The 20,210-nt window shown below is 50.9% G+C and carries 12 protein-coding genes; 9 read left to right on the forward strand and 3 right to left on the reverse strand.

Annotated features, from left to right (window positions below; translation table 11 throughout):
- Positions 1 to 10: 10 nt before the first annotated feature.
- From BM025_RS01510 to BM025_RS01535, 7 genes are all read left to right on the forward strand, one after another.
- Positions 11 to 2,620, forward strand: a complete 2,610-nt coding sequence (locus tag BM025_RS01510; RefSeq protein WP_244515388.1) for a beta strand repeat-containing protein — start codon at positions 11 to 13, stop codon at positions 2,618 to 2,620.
- An 87-nt stretch (positions 2,621 to 2,707) separates the two neighbouring features.
- The gene (locus BM025_RS01515) at positions 2,708 to 8,464 is read left to right on the forward strand and encodes a DUF7925 domain-containing protein (protein ID WP_090875126.1); all 5,757 of its coding nucleotides are present in this window, start codon (positions 2,708 to 2,710) and stop codon (positions 8,462 to 8,464) included.
- Between the two features lie 241 nt (positions 8,465 to 8,705).
- Positions 8,706 to 9,446: a lysozyme family protein gene (locus tag BM025_RS01520; RefSeq protein ID WP_085847246.1), complete on the forward strand. Its 741-nt coding sequence runs from the start codon at positions 8,706 to 8,708 to the stop codon at positions 9,444 to 9,446.
- Positions 9,447 to 9,781: 335 nt separating this feature from the next.
- The gene (locus BM025_RS19060; RefSeq protein ID WP_170842082.1) at positions 9,782 to 9,949 is read left to right on the forward strand and encodes a hypothetical protein; all 168 of its coding nucleotides are present in this window, start codon (positions 9,782 to 9,784) and stop codon (positions 9,947 to 9,949) included.
- A 146-nt stretch (positions 9,950 to 10,095) separates the two neighbouring features.
- Positions 10,096 to 11,613, forward strand: coding sequence for a calcium-binding protein (locus BM025_RS01525; protein ID WP_085847245.1), 1,518 nt, complete (start codon positions 10,096 to 10,098; stop codon positions 11,611 to 11,613).
- Between the two features lie 276 nt (positions 11,614 to 11,889).
- Positions 11,890 to 14,742, forward strand: a complete 2,853-nt coding sequence (locus tag BM025_RS01530) for a sensor histidine kinase (protein WP_085847244.1) — start codon at positions 11,890 to 11,892, stop codon at positions 14,740 to 14,742.
- Between the two features lie 303 nt (positions 14,743 to 15,045).
- The gene (locus BM025_RS01535) at positions 15,046 to 16,080 is read left to right on the forward strand and encodes a sensor histidine kinase (RefSeq protein WP_170842083.1); all 1,035 of its coding nucleotides are present in this window, start codon (positions 15,046 to 15,048) and stop codon (positions 16,078 to 16,080) included.
- A 106-nt stretch (positions 16,081 to 16,186) separates the two neighbouring features.
- Here BM025_RS01535 and BM025_RS01540 read toward each other — a convergent pair whose 3' ends face one another.
- Together BM025_RS01540 and BM025_RS01545 are read right to left on the reverse strand one after the other, a co-directional pair.
- A complete protein-coding gene (locus tag BM025_RS01540) occupies positions 16,187 to 16,543 on the reverse strand; it encodes an Hpt domain-containing protein (protein WP_085847242.1) in 357 nt (118 codons plus the stop codon).
- A gap of 53 nt (positions 16,544 to 16,596) precedes the next feature.
- Positions 16,597 to 17,571: a response regulator gene (locus tag BM025_RS01545; protein ID WP_085847241.1), complete on the reverse strand. Its 975-nt coding sequence runs from the start codon at positions 17,569 to 17,571 to the stop codon at positions 16,597 to 16,599.
- Between the two features lie 270 nt (positions 17,572 to 17,841).
- Here BM025_RS01545 and BM025_RS01550 point away from each other — a divergent pair, with 270 nt between their 5' ends.
- Positions 17,842 to 18,225, forward strand: coding sequence for a response regulator (locus tag BM025_RS01550; RefSeq protein WP_085847240.1), 384 nt, complete (start codon positions 17,842 to 17,844; stop codon positions 18,223 to 18,225).
- 158 nt (positions 18,226 to 18,383) lie between these two features.
- Here BM025_RS01550 and BM025_RS01555 read toward each other — a convergent pair whose 3' ends face one another.
- On the reverse strand, positions 18,384 to 19,328 hold the full coding sequence (locus BM025_RS01555; RefSeq protein ID WP_085847239.1) for an AraC family transcriptional regulator: 945 nt from the start codon (positions 19,326 to 19,328) through the stop codon (positions 18,384 to 18,386).
- A gap of 99 nt (positions 19,329 to 19,427) precedes the next feature.
- Here BM025_RS01555 and BM025_RS01560 point away from each other — a divergent pair, with 99 nt between their 5' ends.
- Positions 19,428 to 20,186 carry an SDR family oxidoreductase gene (locus BM025_RS01560; RefSeq protein WP_085847238.1) on the forward strand — a complete coding sequence of 253 codons (759 nt, stop codon included), beginning with the start codon at positions 19,428 to 19,430 and terminating at the stop codon, positions 20,184 to 20,186.
- Positions 20,187 to 20,210 lie beyond the last annotated feature (24 nt).

Raw genomic sequence — 20,210 nt, forward strand, 5'->3', positions numbered from 1 at the left:
GTAACTCATCGTGTCCTATCATTCTATTTTCATGCGCACAGCAAGCGCGTTGGCCGTAACTTCGGTCGTCGGTGTCGCCGCATATGCCGCAGCACCTGAAGCAGGCGCCGTCATCGGCAACCAAGCTGTCGCGACGTATCAAAACGCAGCCGGTGACACCATCACCGTAACATCGAATACAGTTGAAACGGTTGTGCAACAGGTGGCTGGTGTCACATTGACTGCAGACAACACAGAAACCATTGCGCCCGGCGGCAAAGCATTCTTGCCACACATCATCACCAACGACGGTAACGGCCCAGATGCCTTTAGCCTCACAGCTGTTGAACAGGGCACAGGCGCGCTTGATACAAGTGCACTCGTCTTCTACCCAGATGCCGACATGGATGGTGTTGCCGATAGCGCCACACCGATCACACAAACACCAACTCTTGGCGCTGGCGAACAGTTTGGCGTTGTGATTGAAGCAACGGTTGCCTCGACTGCAACTGATACAGACACAATCTTGATCACAGCCGCATCAGTTTTGACGGCTGCAGTGGCATCAACCAACACAGATACACTGACGATTTCCAATGACGCGATTGTCGAGTTGGTGAAATCCATGGTTGCTGATCCCGGCGTCAACGGCATCGTAGATGCAGGCGACACAGTGACCATCACCTTGACCTATTCCTCTACAGGTCTGGCCGCAGCCAACAACTATACGGTGCAAGATATTCTTGATGCCAACCTCGTTTACGTTCCCGGTTCTGCACAGTGGTCCGATAGTAGTGGTGCGCTGGACGACGACAACGGGTCCACCGTGGTCGATGCAACCAACGGCAGCGGCGAGAGCATGTCATGGGATTATGACGACGGCCAAACTGTCAACTTCTCGATCTCTTCTGTGGGTTCAGGCCGTTCAGGCAGCGTGACATTCCAAACCACAATCTCTGATGCAGCAAATGCAGGGATCATCACAAACAAAGCGACACAAAACGTTGATGGCACTGCGTTCCCTCCTTCAAACACTGCGTCTGTGACGGTCGACAATCAGTATCAAGTCGCCATCGCTGACACGGCCTATAACATTGACGGATCTATCAACCCTGCCATTGCATCAGCCACTGACGACGATGCGGCCCGCGATGACGTGGTGACAGAAAGCACTGATGTTTATCAAGGCGGCGTGATCAAGCAAGAGTTCGTGTTGACCAACCTGTCAAATTCCCCCGACAGCTTGACAGTAGACGTTTCAAACGTCGACTTCCCAGATGGCACCACCTTCCGCTTTGTTGGTTCTGACGGTGTGACACCTGTTGTTGGCCCCCTTGGTCCGCTTGCCATTGGTGAAAGCACCAAAGTAACTTTGATTGCACAATTGCCAAGCGATTTGGCTCCAACAGCCACGACAAACTACACAGCGGCTTTGACCACAACATCCGAAGGTTCAGGTGTCACAGACACGTCCACAGCCGAATTTGATGGTGCGATCCTTGCTGCAGCTGTTGATCTTGAAAACAACGTGGCAGGTGTCGAAGGTGATGGTGCAGCGCCCTATAATGGCGGCACTGTTCCATGGATCACCAACGCGACCGATCCCGGTGTTCCAGTCACTTTCGAAATGCTTGTTGAAAACAACGGCCCAGTGTCTGACAGCTACAACCTATCCCTTGATCAAGCGTTGCCAGATGGCTGGTCCGTGGAATTCCAACTGGCGGATGGCACGATTGTGTCGAACACAGGCACCATTCCAGCCGGTCAGTCCCAGACGATCAACGTGATCGTAACACCGTCTGATCTTGCACCTCCAGGTGACACTCCGGTGGACATTAAGGTTGAATCCTCTGTCTCTGGTCAAGGGGATCGCATCGTCAACCAAGTGACTGTCAACGAAGTCTACGACGTTGCAATCATCGACGACCAAAGCGTGCAGGCCTCTCCGGGTGGCATTGTGGACATGCTCCACACGGTTACCAACAACGGGAACGTCACAATCACGCAAGGTGCTATCCAAGATACAGGTCTGACCGATTTCGCTGGTGCGGTTTTCTATGACGCCAACAACGATGGTGTTTTGGATGCAAGCGACCCAGTGGTCGACAACTTTAACGACATCGCAGGTGGTCTTGCACCGGGTGCGTCACTGAGCCTGATCTACCGCGTACAGACCCCATCCACAGCCACAACAGGCGTGTCAGAAATCGGAACTATCACTCTTGATGGCACGCTCAACGGCACTCAAACGGATCGGGACACGGCGGATAACGCGATCTCAGACACGATTGTAATCGTCTCTGGCGACATGACGCTGACCAAATACCAGTACATCGATGCCGATTGTAATGGCACCGTAGGAACGTTCAGCAAACTGCGCCAAGACGTGAACCCAGGTCAGTGTATCCGCTACAAAATCGAAGCTGAAAACACAGGTGCGGCCACGGCCGACAGTGTGATCATCTCTGATGCTGCACCGGGCTACACATCTGTCACCAACTGTGGCGGAACCTGTTCTGAGACAGTTTTGCCAGCTGGAAGCACGGCCACGATCACGTCGTCCAACGTGACAAGCGATCATGGTTCGATCCTACCCGGTGGGTTTGCCTCTATCGAGTTCACTGTCCAAGTGGACCAGTAAGGCACCCCGAATGCGCCCCCGCCCCTCTCCTCATCCTTGGCGTGGGGGCGCATTTTTTCAACCTTTTCCATTCAGCGGAGTGACCAGATGCGCGGTTTACCTCAGATGTTGAATGTGTGCGCCGTTCGCCCCACTCATGTTGTCGCATGCGTTCTTTCCATATCCTTCGGCTCAACAGCCCTTACGTCGGTCTTAACGACAGCGGCCCATGCCGCCGCACTTCCAGGCACAGTGATCCGTAACATTGCCCAGACCAGCTATTTCAATCCAAATCTTGGTATCACAGAAACCGTCTATTCCAATCCGGTGGAGGCCATCGTCGCAGAAGTGCCTGCCGTGGAAATGACAGGGTATTCCGATTTGGTTTTGTCGCGTGGTGCGATGGGGCAATATTACTTTGCAGTTTCGAATACTGGGAACATGCCGCTAGAGATTTCAACCGGCATCGAAGACCTTGAAAATGCAAGTTACGTTCGCGGCGGTCAGCTTGCCTTTGATGTGAATCGCAATGGCTTAATCGACAACGGTGACCAAATTCTGACCGGTTCAGAGAACCTGTCTTTGTCTCCCGACGAAAGCCTTCAACTTATCTATGAATTCCGTGTCTCTGAGATGGCAGAACCAGCTATGGTCATGACATCAGCGCTACGTCTGTCAGCCGCCACCACGCAAGGTGCGCCGATTGAGGCCACTGGCCCTGCGATGGGGATTTCGACCCTTGCTGCGGGTACACTTGAGCTTGAAAAAACACAATCCATTGCCACGCAAGACGATGCGGATGTGATCACTTACACCCTACGCCTGCGCAACAATTCTGACGCAGATGTCGCCGCCTATGACATGATTGATAACACAGACCTGCATCTTGATGGCACACAGGTGTCAGGCATTTTGGTCAGCGATGACATTCCCCTCAACACCGTGTTTGCAGACATCGTCGACACAGGTGGTATGCAGGCCGTATACCACCTGCGCGATACACCTGCGCGCGATTATCTAAGCACGGCACCCGCCGATCCTTATGACATTGACGCTGTCGCGTTTTTTCATGCGGGTGACTATCCTGCAGGTCGGTCCTCTGATCCGACCTTTGCAGTTATGTCCCCATTGGTATTGGGCCCGGTGGATATCGACAACACAGGTCTTGTGACCCTTTCAAATACCAATTCCGTTCCATCCAATACGGTCACCTATGCTCGCACTGGCGATCTTTTGGCCGCCTTGCAGTTCGTTGATCCTGTAACTGGCGCTGACACGGCATATGGTGAACCTGACAGCGACATGGCCCTCAGCCTGATCGCTGGTGCTTGTAATGTCAGCTCAGATATCGATCAAATCGATATCACTTTGCGCTCTGTGCGCACAGATGACATCGAAACTGTGACCGCCTATGAGACAGGCGCGAACACAGGGGCTTTCACCACCGCTGGCGTACCGTTGGCTGTGATGGATATCGCTGTATCTGGTGACGGCGTTATGGCGACATCGAATGGCGATAAAATTTTGGCGACATCTGATTGTGGCACAGGTTTGTTGGAAGATATGCTTTGGATCAATCCAGGAAACTTCCTGTTCAACTCTGTCACCAACGCCCCTATTTCAGACGCGACCATCGTGTTGATCGATGCGACCACAGGGGCCGAAATGGACACGGTCGAAACCGATGCCCAAGGGTTCTTTGCCTTTGATACAATCGCATCAGGCACATACAGCTATGCCATTGAAAATGCCCCCGCTTGGGTCTTTCCCTCGGTGCGTCTGGATTTCCCAGGCTATGGCCGGATCGTAACCGATGCGGGCTATGCGAATACTTTTGCCCATGACGGCGGCATTCCAGCAATTTCTGACATTCCGGTTGATCCCTACTATGGCGTGCCTTTGTCTTTGCAGAAATCCGTAGATCGCGACACAGTCGGGTTTGGCGAATTCGTCAGCTACACACTCGATATCACCAACAACATGTACCAAGCTTTGATGTACGCACAGGTGCTGGATCGCCCATCGCGTGGGGCAAACTTGATCGACGGCTCTGTCACTTTGGATGGGCAGCCCTTGGCTGATCCGACCCGTGACGCACAAGGCGATCTGGTGTTTGAACTCGGCACGCTTTTGCCACTCACCTCGTATGAACTCAGCTACGTGGTGCAATTCACCGCCGCCACACAAGAGGGGCGCAATGAAAATTCAGCGATCTTGTCTGGCAGCCAAGTTGGCACCGGCACTTACCGTGAATCTGCTGTGGCGCGCGCGGTTGTGGATATCAACAATTCTGGTGGCGTTTTCGCCCGTGAAGGCACCGTGATCGGGTCTGTGTTTATGGACTGTAACGCCGATGGCATTCGCAATGCCGCAAATGAACCGGGCATTCCGGGCGTGCGTATCGTCACACAACAAGGCTTGTCTGTGGTCACTGACCGCGACGGAAAATATTCCCTCAATGGATTGCGCCCTGTGACACATGCGTTTTTGGTGCAACCTGAAACCTTGCCACGCGGCACATCGGTTTCCGTCACACGCACAAATGATTTGATGCGTGGAGGATCACGCTTGGTCCCGCTGAAACGTGGAGAAATGCGTGCAGAGCATTTCGCAGTGCAAGCCTGTTCCCCCAGCGCACTCGATGAAGTGCAATCACGCCAAACGTGGTTTGATGAAAACCGCCAACCCGAAGCATTAACCGCGTCTGATCTGCCGATCCAAGGCGCGCGTGCGGCAACCCGTTCTTCCCGTACTGAGGCTGGTGTGGCCACAACCACGCAGCTGACGGCAGATATGTTGGACAAAGCGGCTGAAGCGTCCCAAACCAAATCCTTGCGCGCAAAGGCGGCACAGGTGCAAACGATGCGGCCTCTGCCCTCACTCATGGCTGGGTTGGACAACACCGCCGGTTTTATCGGTCTGGATGATGGTCAAGACATGGCCCGCAGCACCACAAAAGTGCGCCTGAAAGCCAAGATGGATTTGGCGCTCACATTGCTGTTGAACGGCAACGAAGTGTCCGCATCGCAACTTGGCGAACGCAGCACATTAGAGAAAAAGAACCTTCAGGCATTGGAATATGTCGCGGTTAAACTGCGCGCAGGCCCAAACACGCTGACGTTGATCGGCAAAGACCCCTTTGGCATCGAACGTGAGCGGGTCGAAATCACAGTGACAGCGGCGGGTGACCCTGCGCGACTTGATGTGATTGTGCCCCAAACTGCCAGCGCTGATCCGACGGCTATTGTTCCCGTGGTTGTGCGTATGCTTGATGTGCGCGGACGTCCCGTTCCCGCCAGTGCTGTCATCACTTTGAACGCGAAACGTGGCCTGTGGGACGTCAAAGACATCCGCCCCGCCACCCCTGGCATTCAGGCCTATATCGACAATGGCGAAGCCACGTTTGATCTCATCCCGCCACAGGTTTCTGGTCCAGATGTGATCACTGTTACCTCTGGGTTTGATCGGGCCGAAGCGCGTGTCACGTTTACGCCCAACTTGAATGAACGTATCTTGATTGGTGTGATCGAAGGCGCGATTTCTCTTGGCGGCGGTGACACTGGTCCAGTTTTGCCCAAGGGTCAGTTTTCAAATTTTGAAGACACAACAACAGGTCTGAACGGCGAGATTTACCTCAAGGGTGCAATCCATGGTGACGCTTTGTTGACCTTGCGTTACAGTGGTGATCGCGACACCGAAGACCGCCTGTTCCGCGATATTCGCGGCGACGAATACTACCCAGTGTATGGCGATAACTCTGAGCGTGGCTATGATGCGCAATCGTCCTCAAACCTATACGTCAAAGTTGAAAAAGGCCGTTCATACGTCTTGTACGGTGATATCGCTGTGGAACCAGAAGCCAGTGCTTTTGAACTGGGCGGCTTGCGCCGTGTGGCGACAGGGGCCAAAGCCCATTGGGAAGATGATCGCACGTCCGTGACCGTTTTCGCAGCGCACACAACAGCAGAACAAGCTGTTGTTGAAATTGCGGGGCGGGGTGTTTCTGGTCCCTATGACATCGATTTATCTGACTACATTGATGGGTCTGAACGGGTTGATATTTTGATACGCGACGAAGACGGAGGGGACATTTTGTCTACCAAACCGATGCGTCGTGGCACAGATTACATCCTCGATTTCTTCCGCGATACAATCACCTTTGATGCCCCCGTGCGTCAGTTCGATGCGGACGGCAATCCTGTGTCTATTCGCGTGACGTATGAAGTCGAGGAAGCGGGCGCAGATCGCTACTGGCTTTACGGCACTGAGATCAATCATCAGCTGACAGATCGCACCATGATTGGCGCACGTCTGGTCAATGCGGATGCAGCCAAAGGCACTGAAGCGCGCGAGCGTCTTGTTTCAGCTTATGTCACACACAGCGCGCCAAATGGCGGCGACTGGGCAGCGGAAGTGGCACAGTCCGAAGATTCATATGGCGCAAAAGATACCGCTGCACGCCTGTCTTACACCTACCAAGACGACACACATCGGTTTGAAGCTGAAGCTATCTACACAGGCGATGACTTTGTTTCGGGCGGTGGTTTGGCGCAAGCGGGTACAACGCAAATACGCCTGACATATGGTCGTAAACTTGATCGCAAAGCGGCGTTGGCGTTGAGTGCTGAATACAGTGCAGACCGCAATGCTGGCACGGAACGCGCCACACTTGAAGCGCTTTACAGCCGTCAGTTTTCACCAACCTTGCGCGGTGAAATGGGTATTGAAGTGACCCATCGCAAAACGCAAGACACAAGCGAAACGGGCACAGCTTTGCGCTTTGGTGCACAGTGGCGACCAAAGGACCGCGTAAACACATCAGTGAAGGTGGATCTACGTGTGCCTGTCAGTGGACAAAGCAAATCCGAGCTGACGCTTGGCCTGCAGTCCGAACCTGAAAAGGGGTGGAACGTTTACCACGAAACTGCGCTGAGCTTTGGCAATGGTGCCACCATGACCCGCTTTAATCTTGGGTTCGATTACCAAATGAACGATTGGTTAGAAGGGCACTTGGAACTTAGCCGTGGCGCCAATGACGCAAGCACTTTGTTGAACCAGGGCATCACAGCCACGTGGCAAAAGGACGAGAACACGGTCTACACCTTTGACCTTGAACATGCGCGTGCTTTGGAGGCTGGCGAGCATCGTTTGACCAGTGTTGCTGTAGGCGCAAAATGGCAAACACCCGACGAAAGCCGTGTTGCAGATGTCGATTTTGAAGTGACGTTTGAGCCAACAGGTAAAACTGTCTATGCCAATGCGGGTCTCGCGGAACAAGTGACCGAAGATCTGGCAGTTTTGGGCCGCATCCGTGCCGCCTATGACAACCGCAACGACGCAGACATTCAACGTTTGCGCACACGGATCGGCATGTCATACCGCCCTATCAATGAACCGCGTGTGGAAGTTCTGGCCTGGTATGAACATCGGCTTGAGCAAAAGAGTGGCCGCTCTGTGACGCATCTTTGGTCCGTTGATGCGGCCTATGAGGCTGATGAAGACCTGCGTTTCAATGGCAAATATGCAGGCCAGCACCAGTCTTACCGCTCAGCATTGAACACAGGCGGAAGTGGCCTCACCCAGTTAATCCAAGGTGGCGCACATTATGAATTTGGGGATGATCGGTTCCAAATCGGCGCAAATGCCGCTTACCTTTGGGATGATGCTGGCAACAGCACCCGTGGGGTTGGTGCCGAAATCGGTTTTGTTCCCACCAAAGGCACCCAAATCGCCCTTGGATATAATCACAGCACGGGCCAGGTCAAAGGCCAATCCGCGCTGTATCAAGATGGGTTTTACCTGCGGCTGAATCTGTTGTTGGACAACAGCCTATGGGACGAACTCGACAGATTTCTTGGCAATTGAGCGACACATTTGCCAAGAATAGGCTGCACCGCAAGCGCATCTGCGGTGCAGCCACCTTTTTACAAACTATTGCCAATAGGTGTGCCAAAAGACGTGTCCGACCCCCTTTTGGTCCGCCACGCGTCTCTACGGTTTAGCGCCACTATACTTTCGCGCTTTCAATTGCCTGTTCGCACCCAAGCACGGTCTCCAGCGATTTGTCACAACAAGGCACCTCTTTTGTCGCATTAGGAGATATCAAATGTTTACGAAAACCGCGGCTCTTGCCGTATCCACAATTCTGGCCTTTAACACACTGCAAGCACAAGCTGATCAACCCGCTTTTCAACTGGACTATGATGCGCTGATCTATGTGTCCAACACCGCTTTTAGCGTGTCAGGCAATGACGGGCGGTATCAAATAGCATCGTTCGTGACCGGCGAATACACTGCCACCACGCGTACAATCGCGCCCCTGTTTGGTGACACCGCCACCCAGAAACTCAAAAGCTTGATTGCGCGCGCAGAAGCCCCGCACCTAGGGTACGATGCTGTGGTGAAAAGCGCATGGCGCAAACCAAACGACGCCCCCAGCCAGATGCGTATTAGCGAAATCTATGATTGGATTGGTGCCACACCAAATCAAAACCACGCCATTGGGCGATATCAATTTATTCCCACCACGCTCAAGCGGTTGGTCGCCAAAGCCGGGCTGCATCATGACGTGCCCTTTAATGCCGATACGCAAGATATGTTGGCTGATCTTTTGTTGGAAGAAGCGGGATATACCAAGTTCCTGTCAGGCCAGATGCCTCGTCACCGTTTCATGAACCGGTTGGCACGGATTTGGGCAGGTCTACCAACTTCAAACGGGCGCTCATATTACCATGGTCATGCGGGCAATCGCGCCACAATTTCTTGGGCACATTACGACGATGCCATGCAAATGATTTTTGTTGCCTCTGGCTCTCGCACTCCTGCCGCAACCCCTCTGCCCTTTTAACGCGCACTCATATCAGGTTTGCAAATAAAGTCACTTTTTCTGGGCAATGTTATGCCTCGAAATCGTGCGTCTTAGCTCACGCTTTTCTTTGCGATTTTTGACCGCGTTTGACACAGACAGTTCTCAGTTCATCACGTATGAAACAATGATCGCCCTGATATATCACGGCGATCATTATCCTTTTGTTTTAAATAAAAAATAATCAAACTAAACGCATACATTTGCTCTCTTTTTATGCCAAAGCATAGGTCAGATATGCCTCAGATGTCAGGACTAAATCTCGCCCATCGTGCACTGTGATTTAACAGTATTTTCACGCCATAGGGAGGCCTATCATGACCATTCAAAACACCGATCTTCAAACCGCAAAAAACCACGGAAAAGTCAAAACAGTGAAAGTTGGCAAGTTCAGCTACTGCCAAGGCACAGTTGTATGGGAACGCGATGGTTTAGCATGCGTCAGAGCATTCTCTAGCGAACACATCGGCGTCCCCATCTCATAGTAACGCCGTGATTTGGCTCGGCACGCTCTGGGCCAAAATCGTGGCACGTACGCCCCTAATTCCCCTTTTCCCACCCTAAATCAACGGTCCCGTGTCGCGCGATCGACCGTTTTTTGCACCTAAATTTTGCAAACGGAGATGCGCCCATGGATCACTCACCTTCAAGCACAGACCGCGAAACCTACACAGGCACACCCAACAATGATGTCATTCACGGCGATGGCGGCAGTGATTGGATTTTGGGCTGGGGCGGTGATGATCTGCTCACGGCCTATCACGCATCTGGCCAAGCAGGTCTTTGGGGCAATGGTGGTAATGATACGTTAATCGGCGCAGTGCCAGGACATGGGCAAATTCATATGTCTGGGGCCGAGGGCGACGACCATATCGTGATGGATGTGACCAATGAAATGGGGTTGCAAGGTCACCACGCTTACGGCGGCAAAGGCGCGGATAAATTTGAATTCACCAATATAGATGCCGCTGCCGTGCCTATTCTTGGGCGGATTGATGATTTTGATGCATCGCAAGACAGCCTATGGATCGATGGAAATGAAATCGACCTGCTTGATCTTCCGCAAGGTGTCGATGTCGTCGAATATCAAGAACAGTTTTGGCTTAAGATTGGGGACACTATTTTGTATGCGCTTGAAGGCGCGCGTGATGGTGGATCAGAACGGCATTTTTCGTTGTGGCCAGAAGATATTGACGCGCTCAAAGTCGTCACCTTTGTCGATCACGTAAACCATGTGCCTTTTGAGTTATTCAAAGACGAAGTCGCAGACCTAAATGCACTTTATGCAAAGTCGGGCCTCACTCAGGGCACCTCTGGCGATGATTGGATTTACGACAAAAATCTCAACCGATTTGATGAAAATGACACCCTCACCGTTTCAGCCAGCTCCATTTTAAAGGGCGGCGATGGAAATGATGTCATCGAAGCCGGAAAAGGCGATGATCGCGTGGGCGGTGGCAACGGTGATGATTTGATTGCTGGAGGGCAAGACAATGACCGCCTGTATGGCGACGCTGGCGATGATCAGATCTGGGGCGGGAGTGAAAACGACATTCTGTCTGGTGGACAAGGCCAAGACATCCTGCATGGCGGCAGTGGCAATGACATTCTGCGTGGCGGGTCAGAAACCGATATGCTGTTTGGCGACACTGGCGATGATACGCTTTCAGGCCACCGTGGTGACGATCACCTTTGGGGTGGTGCAGGCCAAGACAAATTGTATGGCAACAGCGGCAATGATCACCTTGATGCCGGCGCAGGCGATGATATTTTGCGCGGCAGCACAGGCAGTGATGTACTACGCGGCGGCGCGGGACAAGACATGCTTCATGGCGGTGAAGACAATGATGTTTTTGACATTCAGGACGGCGACTTGATGAATTGGTCCGACATGTCAGGGTCTTGGCAAAATCGTGTGGGCAATTTGGATGTCATTCAGGATTTCACCCTAGGAGAAGACACATTGTCGTTTGAAAATCAGTCCAATGTCGATGACATTTCAGACTTGAAAGCTTGGAAAGTCGAGCTAGATGCAAATGTCATGTTCATGATGCAAATCCCTTCGACGAACGAACGATTATTGATTGATGTCGAAGATAACACAGACTGGTCTGACCTGATGGATGAAGGTAATTTTGACTTCATCTGAAATCGGAATTTTACACCCACAAGGCGAGGTAACTTTTAAATAACACGTCGTATAAAAAACGACTTCATGCTCTTTTTAACTGGAACTCGTCGTATATTTATGACGTTAGTACAAATTAAATGAAGAATGCCTGCTAAACGGTCAATAATTAAAACACACGCTTTAGGCGAGTTCCGGTCTTATTATTAGTCCGCTCACTGGGAATAAATTTAGTGTCCAATTTTGCGACCACACAAGACAGAATTCTTGGAATAGCCGCGAGCAGGAAGGTTGGGCATGCCCGATACAAATAGCGTCAAATCAATAAACATATTGATCGAAGGCGCAACATATGCCGCCATTATTATTGTCTGCTTGGTAATGGATCTGACGTTGGAGCACTCAGCCCAAATTCAGGCCGCTGAAGAGCAGACAAATGCTTTGTACCGAACGCAATCCACGATTGCGACACGGATACAGCAATCCATGAACAACAAACTTTTGCTAGCGCGCGGTCTTTCTGGCGCGATTTCCCTATCACCAGACATCACAAGTGATGAATTTGAAACCCTCTGCGCCCTGATCAAGGTTGAAGACACGTCGGTCGTGAACATGGCGTTGATCCAAGAAAACGTCATCACCCATGTCTACCCCTTTACTTCAAATGCCAACATCCTCGGAAGTGACCTTGGCCAAGACCCTGATAAATTAGCAATTTTTCAAGAAATTGAGAAAAGCCGAAAAACAGTGATCGAAGGCCCGTCGATGCTACTACAGGGCTACACAGGCTTTATCATTCGGGAACCGATCCGCGAAGTTGGCCTAGATCAAGGACAAGGCGATCTTTTAGGAGTGGCTTCGATTGTTTTCTCGGCTGCCGCCTTTTTCGAAGAAATCCACTTGAATGAATTTACAGATCAGTTTGACATCGCAGTCAAATCGCACAACGTTCTTGATCAAACGGAAATAGCCTATGGTGAAGCATCCGTATTCGACCGCACCGAAGACACCTATTCTATGATGCTGCCGTCTGCCACATGGACACTTGCTGTGGCACCTAACACCCCATCTCGTGTTGCCTCTGATAAAATGGCACTCATCAGATTTTCCACGTTTTTTGCCGCGCTCGGCGCACTGTTGATTGCACGTTACCTGCACATGCTTCGGAACCGAAGCTGGCGAACAGCGATGCAACTACGGTCTGCGATGAATACCGCGCCTTCAGCCTTTGTTCTTTTCGACGCAGAAGATCGCCTTGAATTGTGCAACCGACGCTACATCACCCTTCATGGTGACGCAGGTGACGCGATTGTCAAAGGCGCTACCTTGGAAAGCATTCTGCGAGCGGGGCTTGCACAGGGGCTATATCTGGATGCAATCGGTAATGAAGAGGCTTGGCTTGAACATCATCTCAAACGAGATACGACAATCAACTCCAATGGCACAACGATGGCACTGAGCGACGGAAGCTGGGTGCAACTGCTAGAGCAAAAAAACTATGATGGCGGCCGAATTGCGATCATGAATGATATCACCGCCCCTCTTCTCAGCCGCAAACGCGCAGAGGTCGCCGAACAGCGATTAAACGACGCGATTGATGCCCTGCCTGTCGCATTCTGGCTCTTTGACAAAAACGATGCTCTGGTCATGTTCAATACCGCCGCAGGTGAAATGCTCAACGGCATGCAGCGTAAGCTAACCATTGGCCGTTCGTTAAAAAGCCTCGTAGGCCGCCGTTTGAAAATCGCCGACGAAGTGCGCCTGAGTGGTAAAGTCGAGACGGACTTTGATCGTCTTGCAGACGCACTACACGCAGGAACGTCCGATCTTGAAGTTTGTTATGAGAAAAACCGCTGGTTCAAATACTACACCCGTCGCACGTCTGAAGATGGGTTGGTCATGTTCCGCGTGGAAATCACCGATCTACGACACAACCAGCTGCGTTTAGAGGCGTCAAACGAAGAGCTGCGTGCCGCGATGCGAAAACGCGATGCCGCCGAGAGTCGTTTGCAGAATGTGGCAGATCTCAGCTCAGAATGGTTTTGGGAACAAGACGCTGAGATGCGGATTACTTACATATCCGAAGGCTTCCAACGCACGATGGGGCTTGATCCATCAAAATATATAGGACGGTTTCGTAAAGAACTCATTACGTATGACGATGACGCCCCATCCGACAATCAAAGCAAATTGTTCAAAAAGATGCTGCGCCACGAGCCGTTTAGGGACTTTATCTACAGTTTCCGGTTCACACCCGATAAAGAAAGCTGGATTCGGATCAGTGGCAAACCTCTTTTCGATGAAAGCTGTAACTTTACGGGCTATATTGGCACCGCAGAAGATGTGACCCGATTTTATGCTGCTTTGCGAGAGGCGGAACAGGCGGATGACGCAAAGACACAGTTTCTTAATGTGATCAGTCATGAACTTCGCACACCGCTTTCAGCGGTGCTTGGGTTCAATAGTTTTGTCGAAAACTTTCAAAAACTGCCAAGCTATACCCGCTTGAAAACGGCGCTTGATGCTGGGGACGCGGAAGAGACGAAAGTTGCGTTCGAAGCCTTCGGCAAAGACATTCGCCAGTTTTCCGGCCGTATTCAGGCTGCAGGTATCCAGCTTAAATCGCTGATTGACGATATGCTTGATCTCGCCAGAATCGAGGCCAATACAACCCGCGTCACTCTAGATCGCGTGGACAGTAAATCTGTCGTCCAATCCGTGGTGGAGCAAATGCATACGCTGGCGGATGAAAAAAGTCTTACGATCACGCAAGACCTCGTCGATGTACCGGTGATGGCAGATGAAACCCGTTTCCGTCAGATTTTAACAAATATTTTAGGCAACGCCTTTAAATTCACCGATGCGGGGACCGTGGCCATCAGCAGTTATATCGCGAACCGAATGGTCGTTTTCGAAGTCCAAGATTCTGGAATTGGGATTTCTGAAGAGCGTGTTGGAATCGTGTTCGATCGATTTGCTCAAGCGGCAATGGGAACTGGGATCAACAGAAAAAACCCAGGTGTCGGGCTAGGGCTGGCGATTTGTAAAGACTTGGCTGCGCTTCAAAATGGCTGGATCAAAGTGGAAAGTGAATTGAACAAAGGGACCAAGATGATCTTTGCCCTGCCCTGCTGGTCCGAAGAAAGCTAACAACGAGATATCAAAAATCCACATTAAGCTTGCTTAAATTTATAGGCAAAAAAATGTCATACTTTGACCACAAAACCCTTTTAGCTAAATAGCACATTAAAAAGGGAGTGACCTAAGGTAAGTTAAAGTCTTGTCTGATAATGATTTTGAATATTACGTGTAAAATCAAACGACGAGACACTTTATTTCAAGGTAATGAGGTATGTAATGTTGAAAATAAATTTCAAGAAAAACACTTTTTACTATTCTGAATCCTATGCTAACGATAACGGAATAGCTTCGTCCTTATCGAGTACTTCTATTATGTTTACATTGTGGGATTCTATGTCTGATGGCACGCTCATTATCGAGCCACAGACGGGCAATATCATTTACATGAACACCGCAGCCGCCCAAATGCTGGGTGCGACTGGCAAAAGTATAAAGTCGCCCACTCTGACCAACACGCGTCTGTGTGAGACAGAAGAAGCAGCAGAGATGCTGTTGAAGCATGTTCAAAAAACAGGAAGCGCTGACTTTCAATCAAACGCTCTTTTTGACGGGCACCGGCTTATAGGCCGTATGTCGCATACAGTGGGCCCAAATCAAAACCAGCAGCACAGTGAGCTTATTATTCTCTCTTTGCATGTTGAAACGGGCAAAGAAAAAATTGAGCACATGCGCAAACATGTGAACTCGGTTATCACCCACGAACTGCGCACCCCTTTGACCAGTATCAAAGGCGCACTCGAACTGTTGCAATCTGGGGCGGTGGGGAAAATGTCCGAACAGGGGCAATCCCTTTTGAATATCGCGAGCAACAACAGTGAACGTATGCTTGATCTCATTCGTGACATTTTAGACTTGAATGAAATTGCACAAACCGATGCCGCATTGCAAAATGAACTCATCACGCTTGCACCGCTATTTGAACGCGTTGTGTCGTCTCACCAAGGATATGGTTCCTATCATGGGGTAGTGATCAAAAGCCTGCCGACTGAGCCCGATCTGAACGTCTACGCCCCTTCTAAGCGTGTGACGCAGATACTTTCCAACCTGCTCTCAAATGCAGTCAAAGCCTCTGATAAAGGGAGCCAAGTCGAACTATGGGCCCGCAAGGAAGGTAACGAGGCGGCGATCTTTGTAAAAGATTACGGTGCAGGCATCGCAGACAGTATCCGCGATACATTGTTCGACAACTTCACAAAATCCAACTGGAAAAATGCCGCCAATATTGGCAGCTCTGGACTTGGTCTCAATATCGTAAAATTATTGGTAGAGCAGCTGCAAGGCACGATCTCTTTCGATACAGAAAACGACAAAGGGACGATTTTCCGAGTGGCCCTGCCCTTGGCGTAACGCCTCGCCCCCATTGTAAGCAAAAGTGACTCCTCCTATGAAAACAAGGTGGAGCCTTTTTTTATTTGGGGCTTAGTTTAAAGGGACTTAGTTTAATTGGGCGTGGCTAGCCATCTATGATGGCATCTTCGATGTGATCAAGAAGATCATCGATCCTAGCAGACAACAGCGACAGATCGCTAGGCGATTTATCCTGTGCCATAATCTCAGCTTCCACTGCCGAGGCGCAGTCTCCAAGGTCGCGAAAACCGACCGTTGCCGCGACACCGCTTAACCGATGCGCAATAAAAGAAAGAGCGCGCAAGGCGTCTCCCCGCCCTGCGACTTTTGTCAGTTCTGATTGAAGAGTCTCGATCTCATGAAGCTTTACACAGATATCAGCGATGAATTTTTCTCGCATACCTTCAATCATGCGTGCCAACTCAGGTGGCATTGCATCGTTTACAAATCCACTCTTATTCATACTCAAAACCACACATTTAACAAACTTCAGTCACTCGACATTACTAAAAATACTTACGCAATCATAGAAAAACTTGTTAACTTATTTCGCGAGCGTTTTCGTGCATCGGTCTTTTCAAGAGCTTTTTCGAATAGCTTTTGCGGTGTTGTGTCGAACATCGACATTTTCACAACTTCTCCGACACTCAACGACACGCCCATCGGCACAGTTTCAGTCTCAACAAGACCAAACTCATGCAACGTCAAAGCCAAATTGGTCTCAAGCTCATTTCTGTCGATTTGAAGCGCACGTGGCAAGATCGCAATAAATTCACCATTCCCCAAATACGAAATCATCGCATCATGTACACGAATGTTCTCAAAAAGAGCCTCTGCGACATCTGTAAGCATGCAGTGAAATTCAATCGGGCTACTTAGGGCATACAAAGTTTCCACTTTGCGGATTTTAAAGCCAAGTGCCCCAAACATGAACCGCTTCACGCGACTTAAACGGTGAAGGTAGTTTTCCATTTCAAGGCTGCCGATAACACGCGGCACATCGTAAATGTTGACAGGATCTGACAAGCGAAAGTGAGCGCTCTCATGGCTCGCTTCGTTCATACCTAGGCGCAAACTTTCTTCGCGCCGGACCGCTTCTTCTGAACGCTGCTGTTCCTCGTGCAGCAATTGAGCGACGCGAAGGCGTGCGCCCAATTCCGTGACATCAACCGGCTTTGTCAGATAATCCGTGGCACCTTTCATAAAAGATGCATCAATATGCGCTTTGTCTTTCATCGACGTCAGCATTATGATTGGCGTGCGGCGGTGCTCCGGCAATTTGCGAATACTGGCGCACAGATCAATCCCGGACATGCCCGGCATCTGAATGTCCAGAAACATGGTTGAGAAATCGTACTGTCCCTTCTGGATAATTCCGAGGGCTTCGCGACCGTTAGAGGCAAAAATTACGTCTTCATGCCCTAAAGAACTCAAAATGCCGTCCATGAGGTCCAAAATATGTTCATCGTCATCGACAACAAGAAGTGTCATTTGAGTCTCCTGATTTAACTCAATTAGGCAATAAGGCCTGCTTTGATGCTTAGTTCGAAACACGAGCGTTCACATCTTCAACTATAAGGAGAGAATCCTTTCTAAATTGGGTCAAATTAAGGCGAAACAAGGGTATTGATCAGCAGCGAGCACCAATGCAATATTTACGACAGCTTCTTCAGCGCAACTAAACTACTTGCTCAGGACAACTATGTTACAGATGGCCATAAATTCAGTTGCGTCCCGCCGAAAGAAGAGTAAATTTGCGTCATGAGAGAATTAAAAAAAATTATGCACGTCGAAGACGACCCGGATATCCGAGAAATTTCTCGCATGTCTTTGGAACTCGTGGGCGGCTTCGAAGTGACCCAGTTCGTATGCGGAAAAGATGCTGTCGATAATGCGCCCGAAGAGGCGCCCGACATGATCCTTCTTGACGTCATGATGCCGATCATGGACGGGATAGAAACGTTTCATCACCTGCGAAAACGTGAAAACTACGCCAATGTGCCAATCATATTTGTAACGGCAAAAGCGTCGCTTGCGGACTTTAGCCAACTGCGGTCCATGGGTGCGACAGAGGTAATTCTAAAGCCTTTCGAGCCGATGGAATTGCCCAACCAGCTGCAAGAAATCTGGAAAAGCTGCAACTGAGCAAAAGCACTGCACATGGGATAAGTCTAAGTCTTTCCAGTTGGATACAGATGTGAGACACATATCCCAACTTGGTTGATAAGACTGAAATGTGTACGCTCACTTCAGCGCCGTGTTCGGCCCTGCCCGCCCATGCGTTATGCCCCTCACAACGCCACTCAGGCGTCAAACTCTGCGGCTTTGTTGCGCGCAAATGCCCCCGGTGAAAGACCTACGTGTCTGGTGAACGCCAATCCAAAGGCGCTGGCCGAACCATACCCGATCTGCTGAGCAATCTCAGCATTCGTCAGGCCACCTTTGCAGAGCATATTTTTAGCAAGCGCCATCCGCCATGCTGCAACATATTCCATTGGGGCCATTCCAACGTCTTGACGGAATCGATCAAAAAAAGCCGAGCGCGACATAGCTGCAGCTTTCGCCAATTCCGCGACAGACAGAGAACCAGACACCTTTGCGTGGACTTCCCGTAAAGCCGCAGAGAGTCGCGGATCAGACAGTCCGCGCAGCAGCCCAGGTGGTAAAGTGACGCGCGAAGTCGTCCGCAAGGCCTCGATCATCAGCACCTCAAGCAAGCGCGTCAACACCATATCGCCCGCGAATCGATGATCGCGAATGTCCTCATGAATCATCCGCACCAAAGCCGTCAAACGCCCCTCGTCGCGAATGTGAAGCACGTCAGGCAGCAACGACAACAACAGATCACTCTCTGCCACGCCAAAGCTGCAATGGCCGACCAACGCACGCACATCGACAGGCGCGTCCGCAGCGCCAAGACGAAACGTACCGGGGCTGATTTCAATCGGCGAACTAGGCAAATTGAGCGAATTGGGCGGCGGGGCGTTGATACTGGACAGAGTGAAAGCATAGACATTCGGCACCAGAACAAAATCACCCGCGGTCAAACGCAAAGGATCGTGCCCCTCTATCGTCAAAAAACAGCTTCCTTCAACCAACGCACAGTAAAACGGGCTGTGCATATCACGACGCTCAACCAACCACTGCCCGCCCGCCTCGACAAGTTTTGAAATCGACGGAGCAGGTTTTAACAGGGCGACGACCTCGGCCATAGGGTCTGAACGCGGGTCGGAAAAAGAGTCAAACATTGCAACTGGACTTTTGATACATTAATACGGATATCTAACTATATATCATCCAGATCGGCATGACTATCTTTCTCTCACTCAACGACAGGAGATCACGTTATGCCCCGCATCCTTATCACTGGCTGCTCTTCCGGCTTTGGCCTAGCCATCACTCATCACTTCTTGGACCAAGGTTGGGATGTCATCGCCACAGCACGCCACCCCGCCGCAGCAGATTTGCCAGCTCATGACCACCTCACGTTTTTGGCGCTTGATGTAACAGACCCAAACAGCATCGCAGCCGCCATCGCACAAGCAGGGCCAATCGACGCGTTGGTCAACAATGCAGGCGTTGGGATGCTCAACGTTTTGGAAGGCGTCAACATGATCAAGGCACGCGAAGTGTTTGAGACGAATGTCTTGGGCACTATCGCTGTGACGCAAGCGGTCATGCCAATTATGCGCGAACAGCGCTCAGGCGTGATTATCAATATCAGCTCCTCGGTCACTCTGCGCCCACTTCCAGCCTTGTCAGTCTACAGCGCCAGCAAAGCTGCTGTGAACGCCTTTACCCAAAGCCTTGCGCTTGAGGCTGCGGAATTTGGCATTCGTGTAGGGTTGGTTTTTCCCGGCAGCGCCCCCACAACATCCTTTGGCAAAAATGCAGTGGCGCGCATGGGAATGGATGTGCCTGCGCCCTACAGCGCCTTTGTGCAAAACTATTTCCAATCATTGCAATCCGCGACGGAAAAAACTCAATCCGATGATGTCGCCAAGGCAGTGTGGCGTGCCGTCACTGGTGCGCAAACGCCCATGATGTTACCCGCGGGGGCTGATGCCATCACGTGGTTCCGTGAAGCAGGCTACACCACGCAATAATAGCTGAGCCTTGTGCGCCGTTAA

The sequence above is a fragment of the Pacificibacter marinus genome, assembly GCF_900109555.1.
GTDB classification, from domain to species: Bacteria; Pseudomonadota; Alphaproteobacteria; order Rhodobacterales; family Rhodobacteraceae; genus Celeribacter; species Celeribacter marinus_C.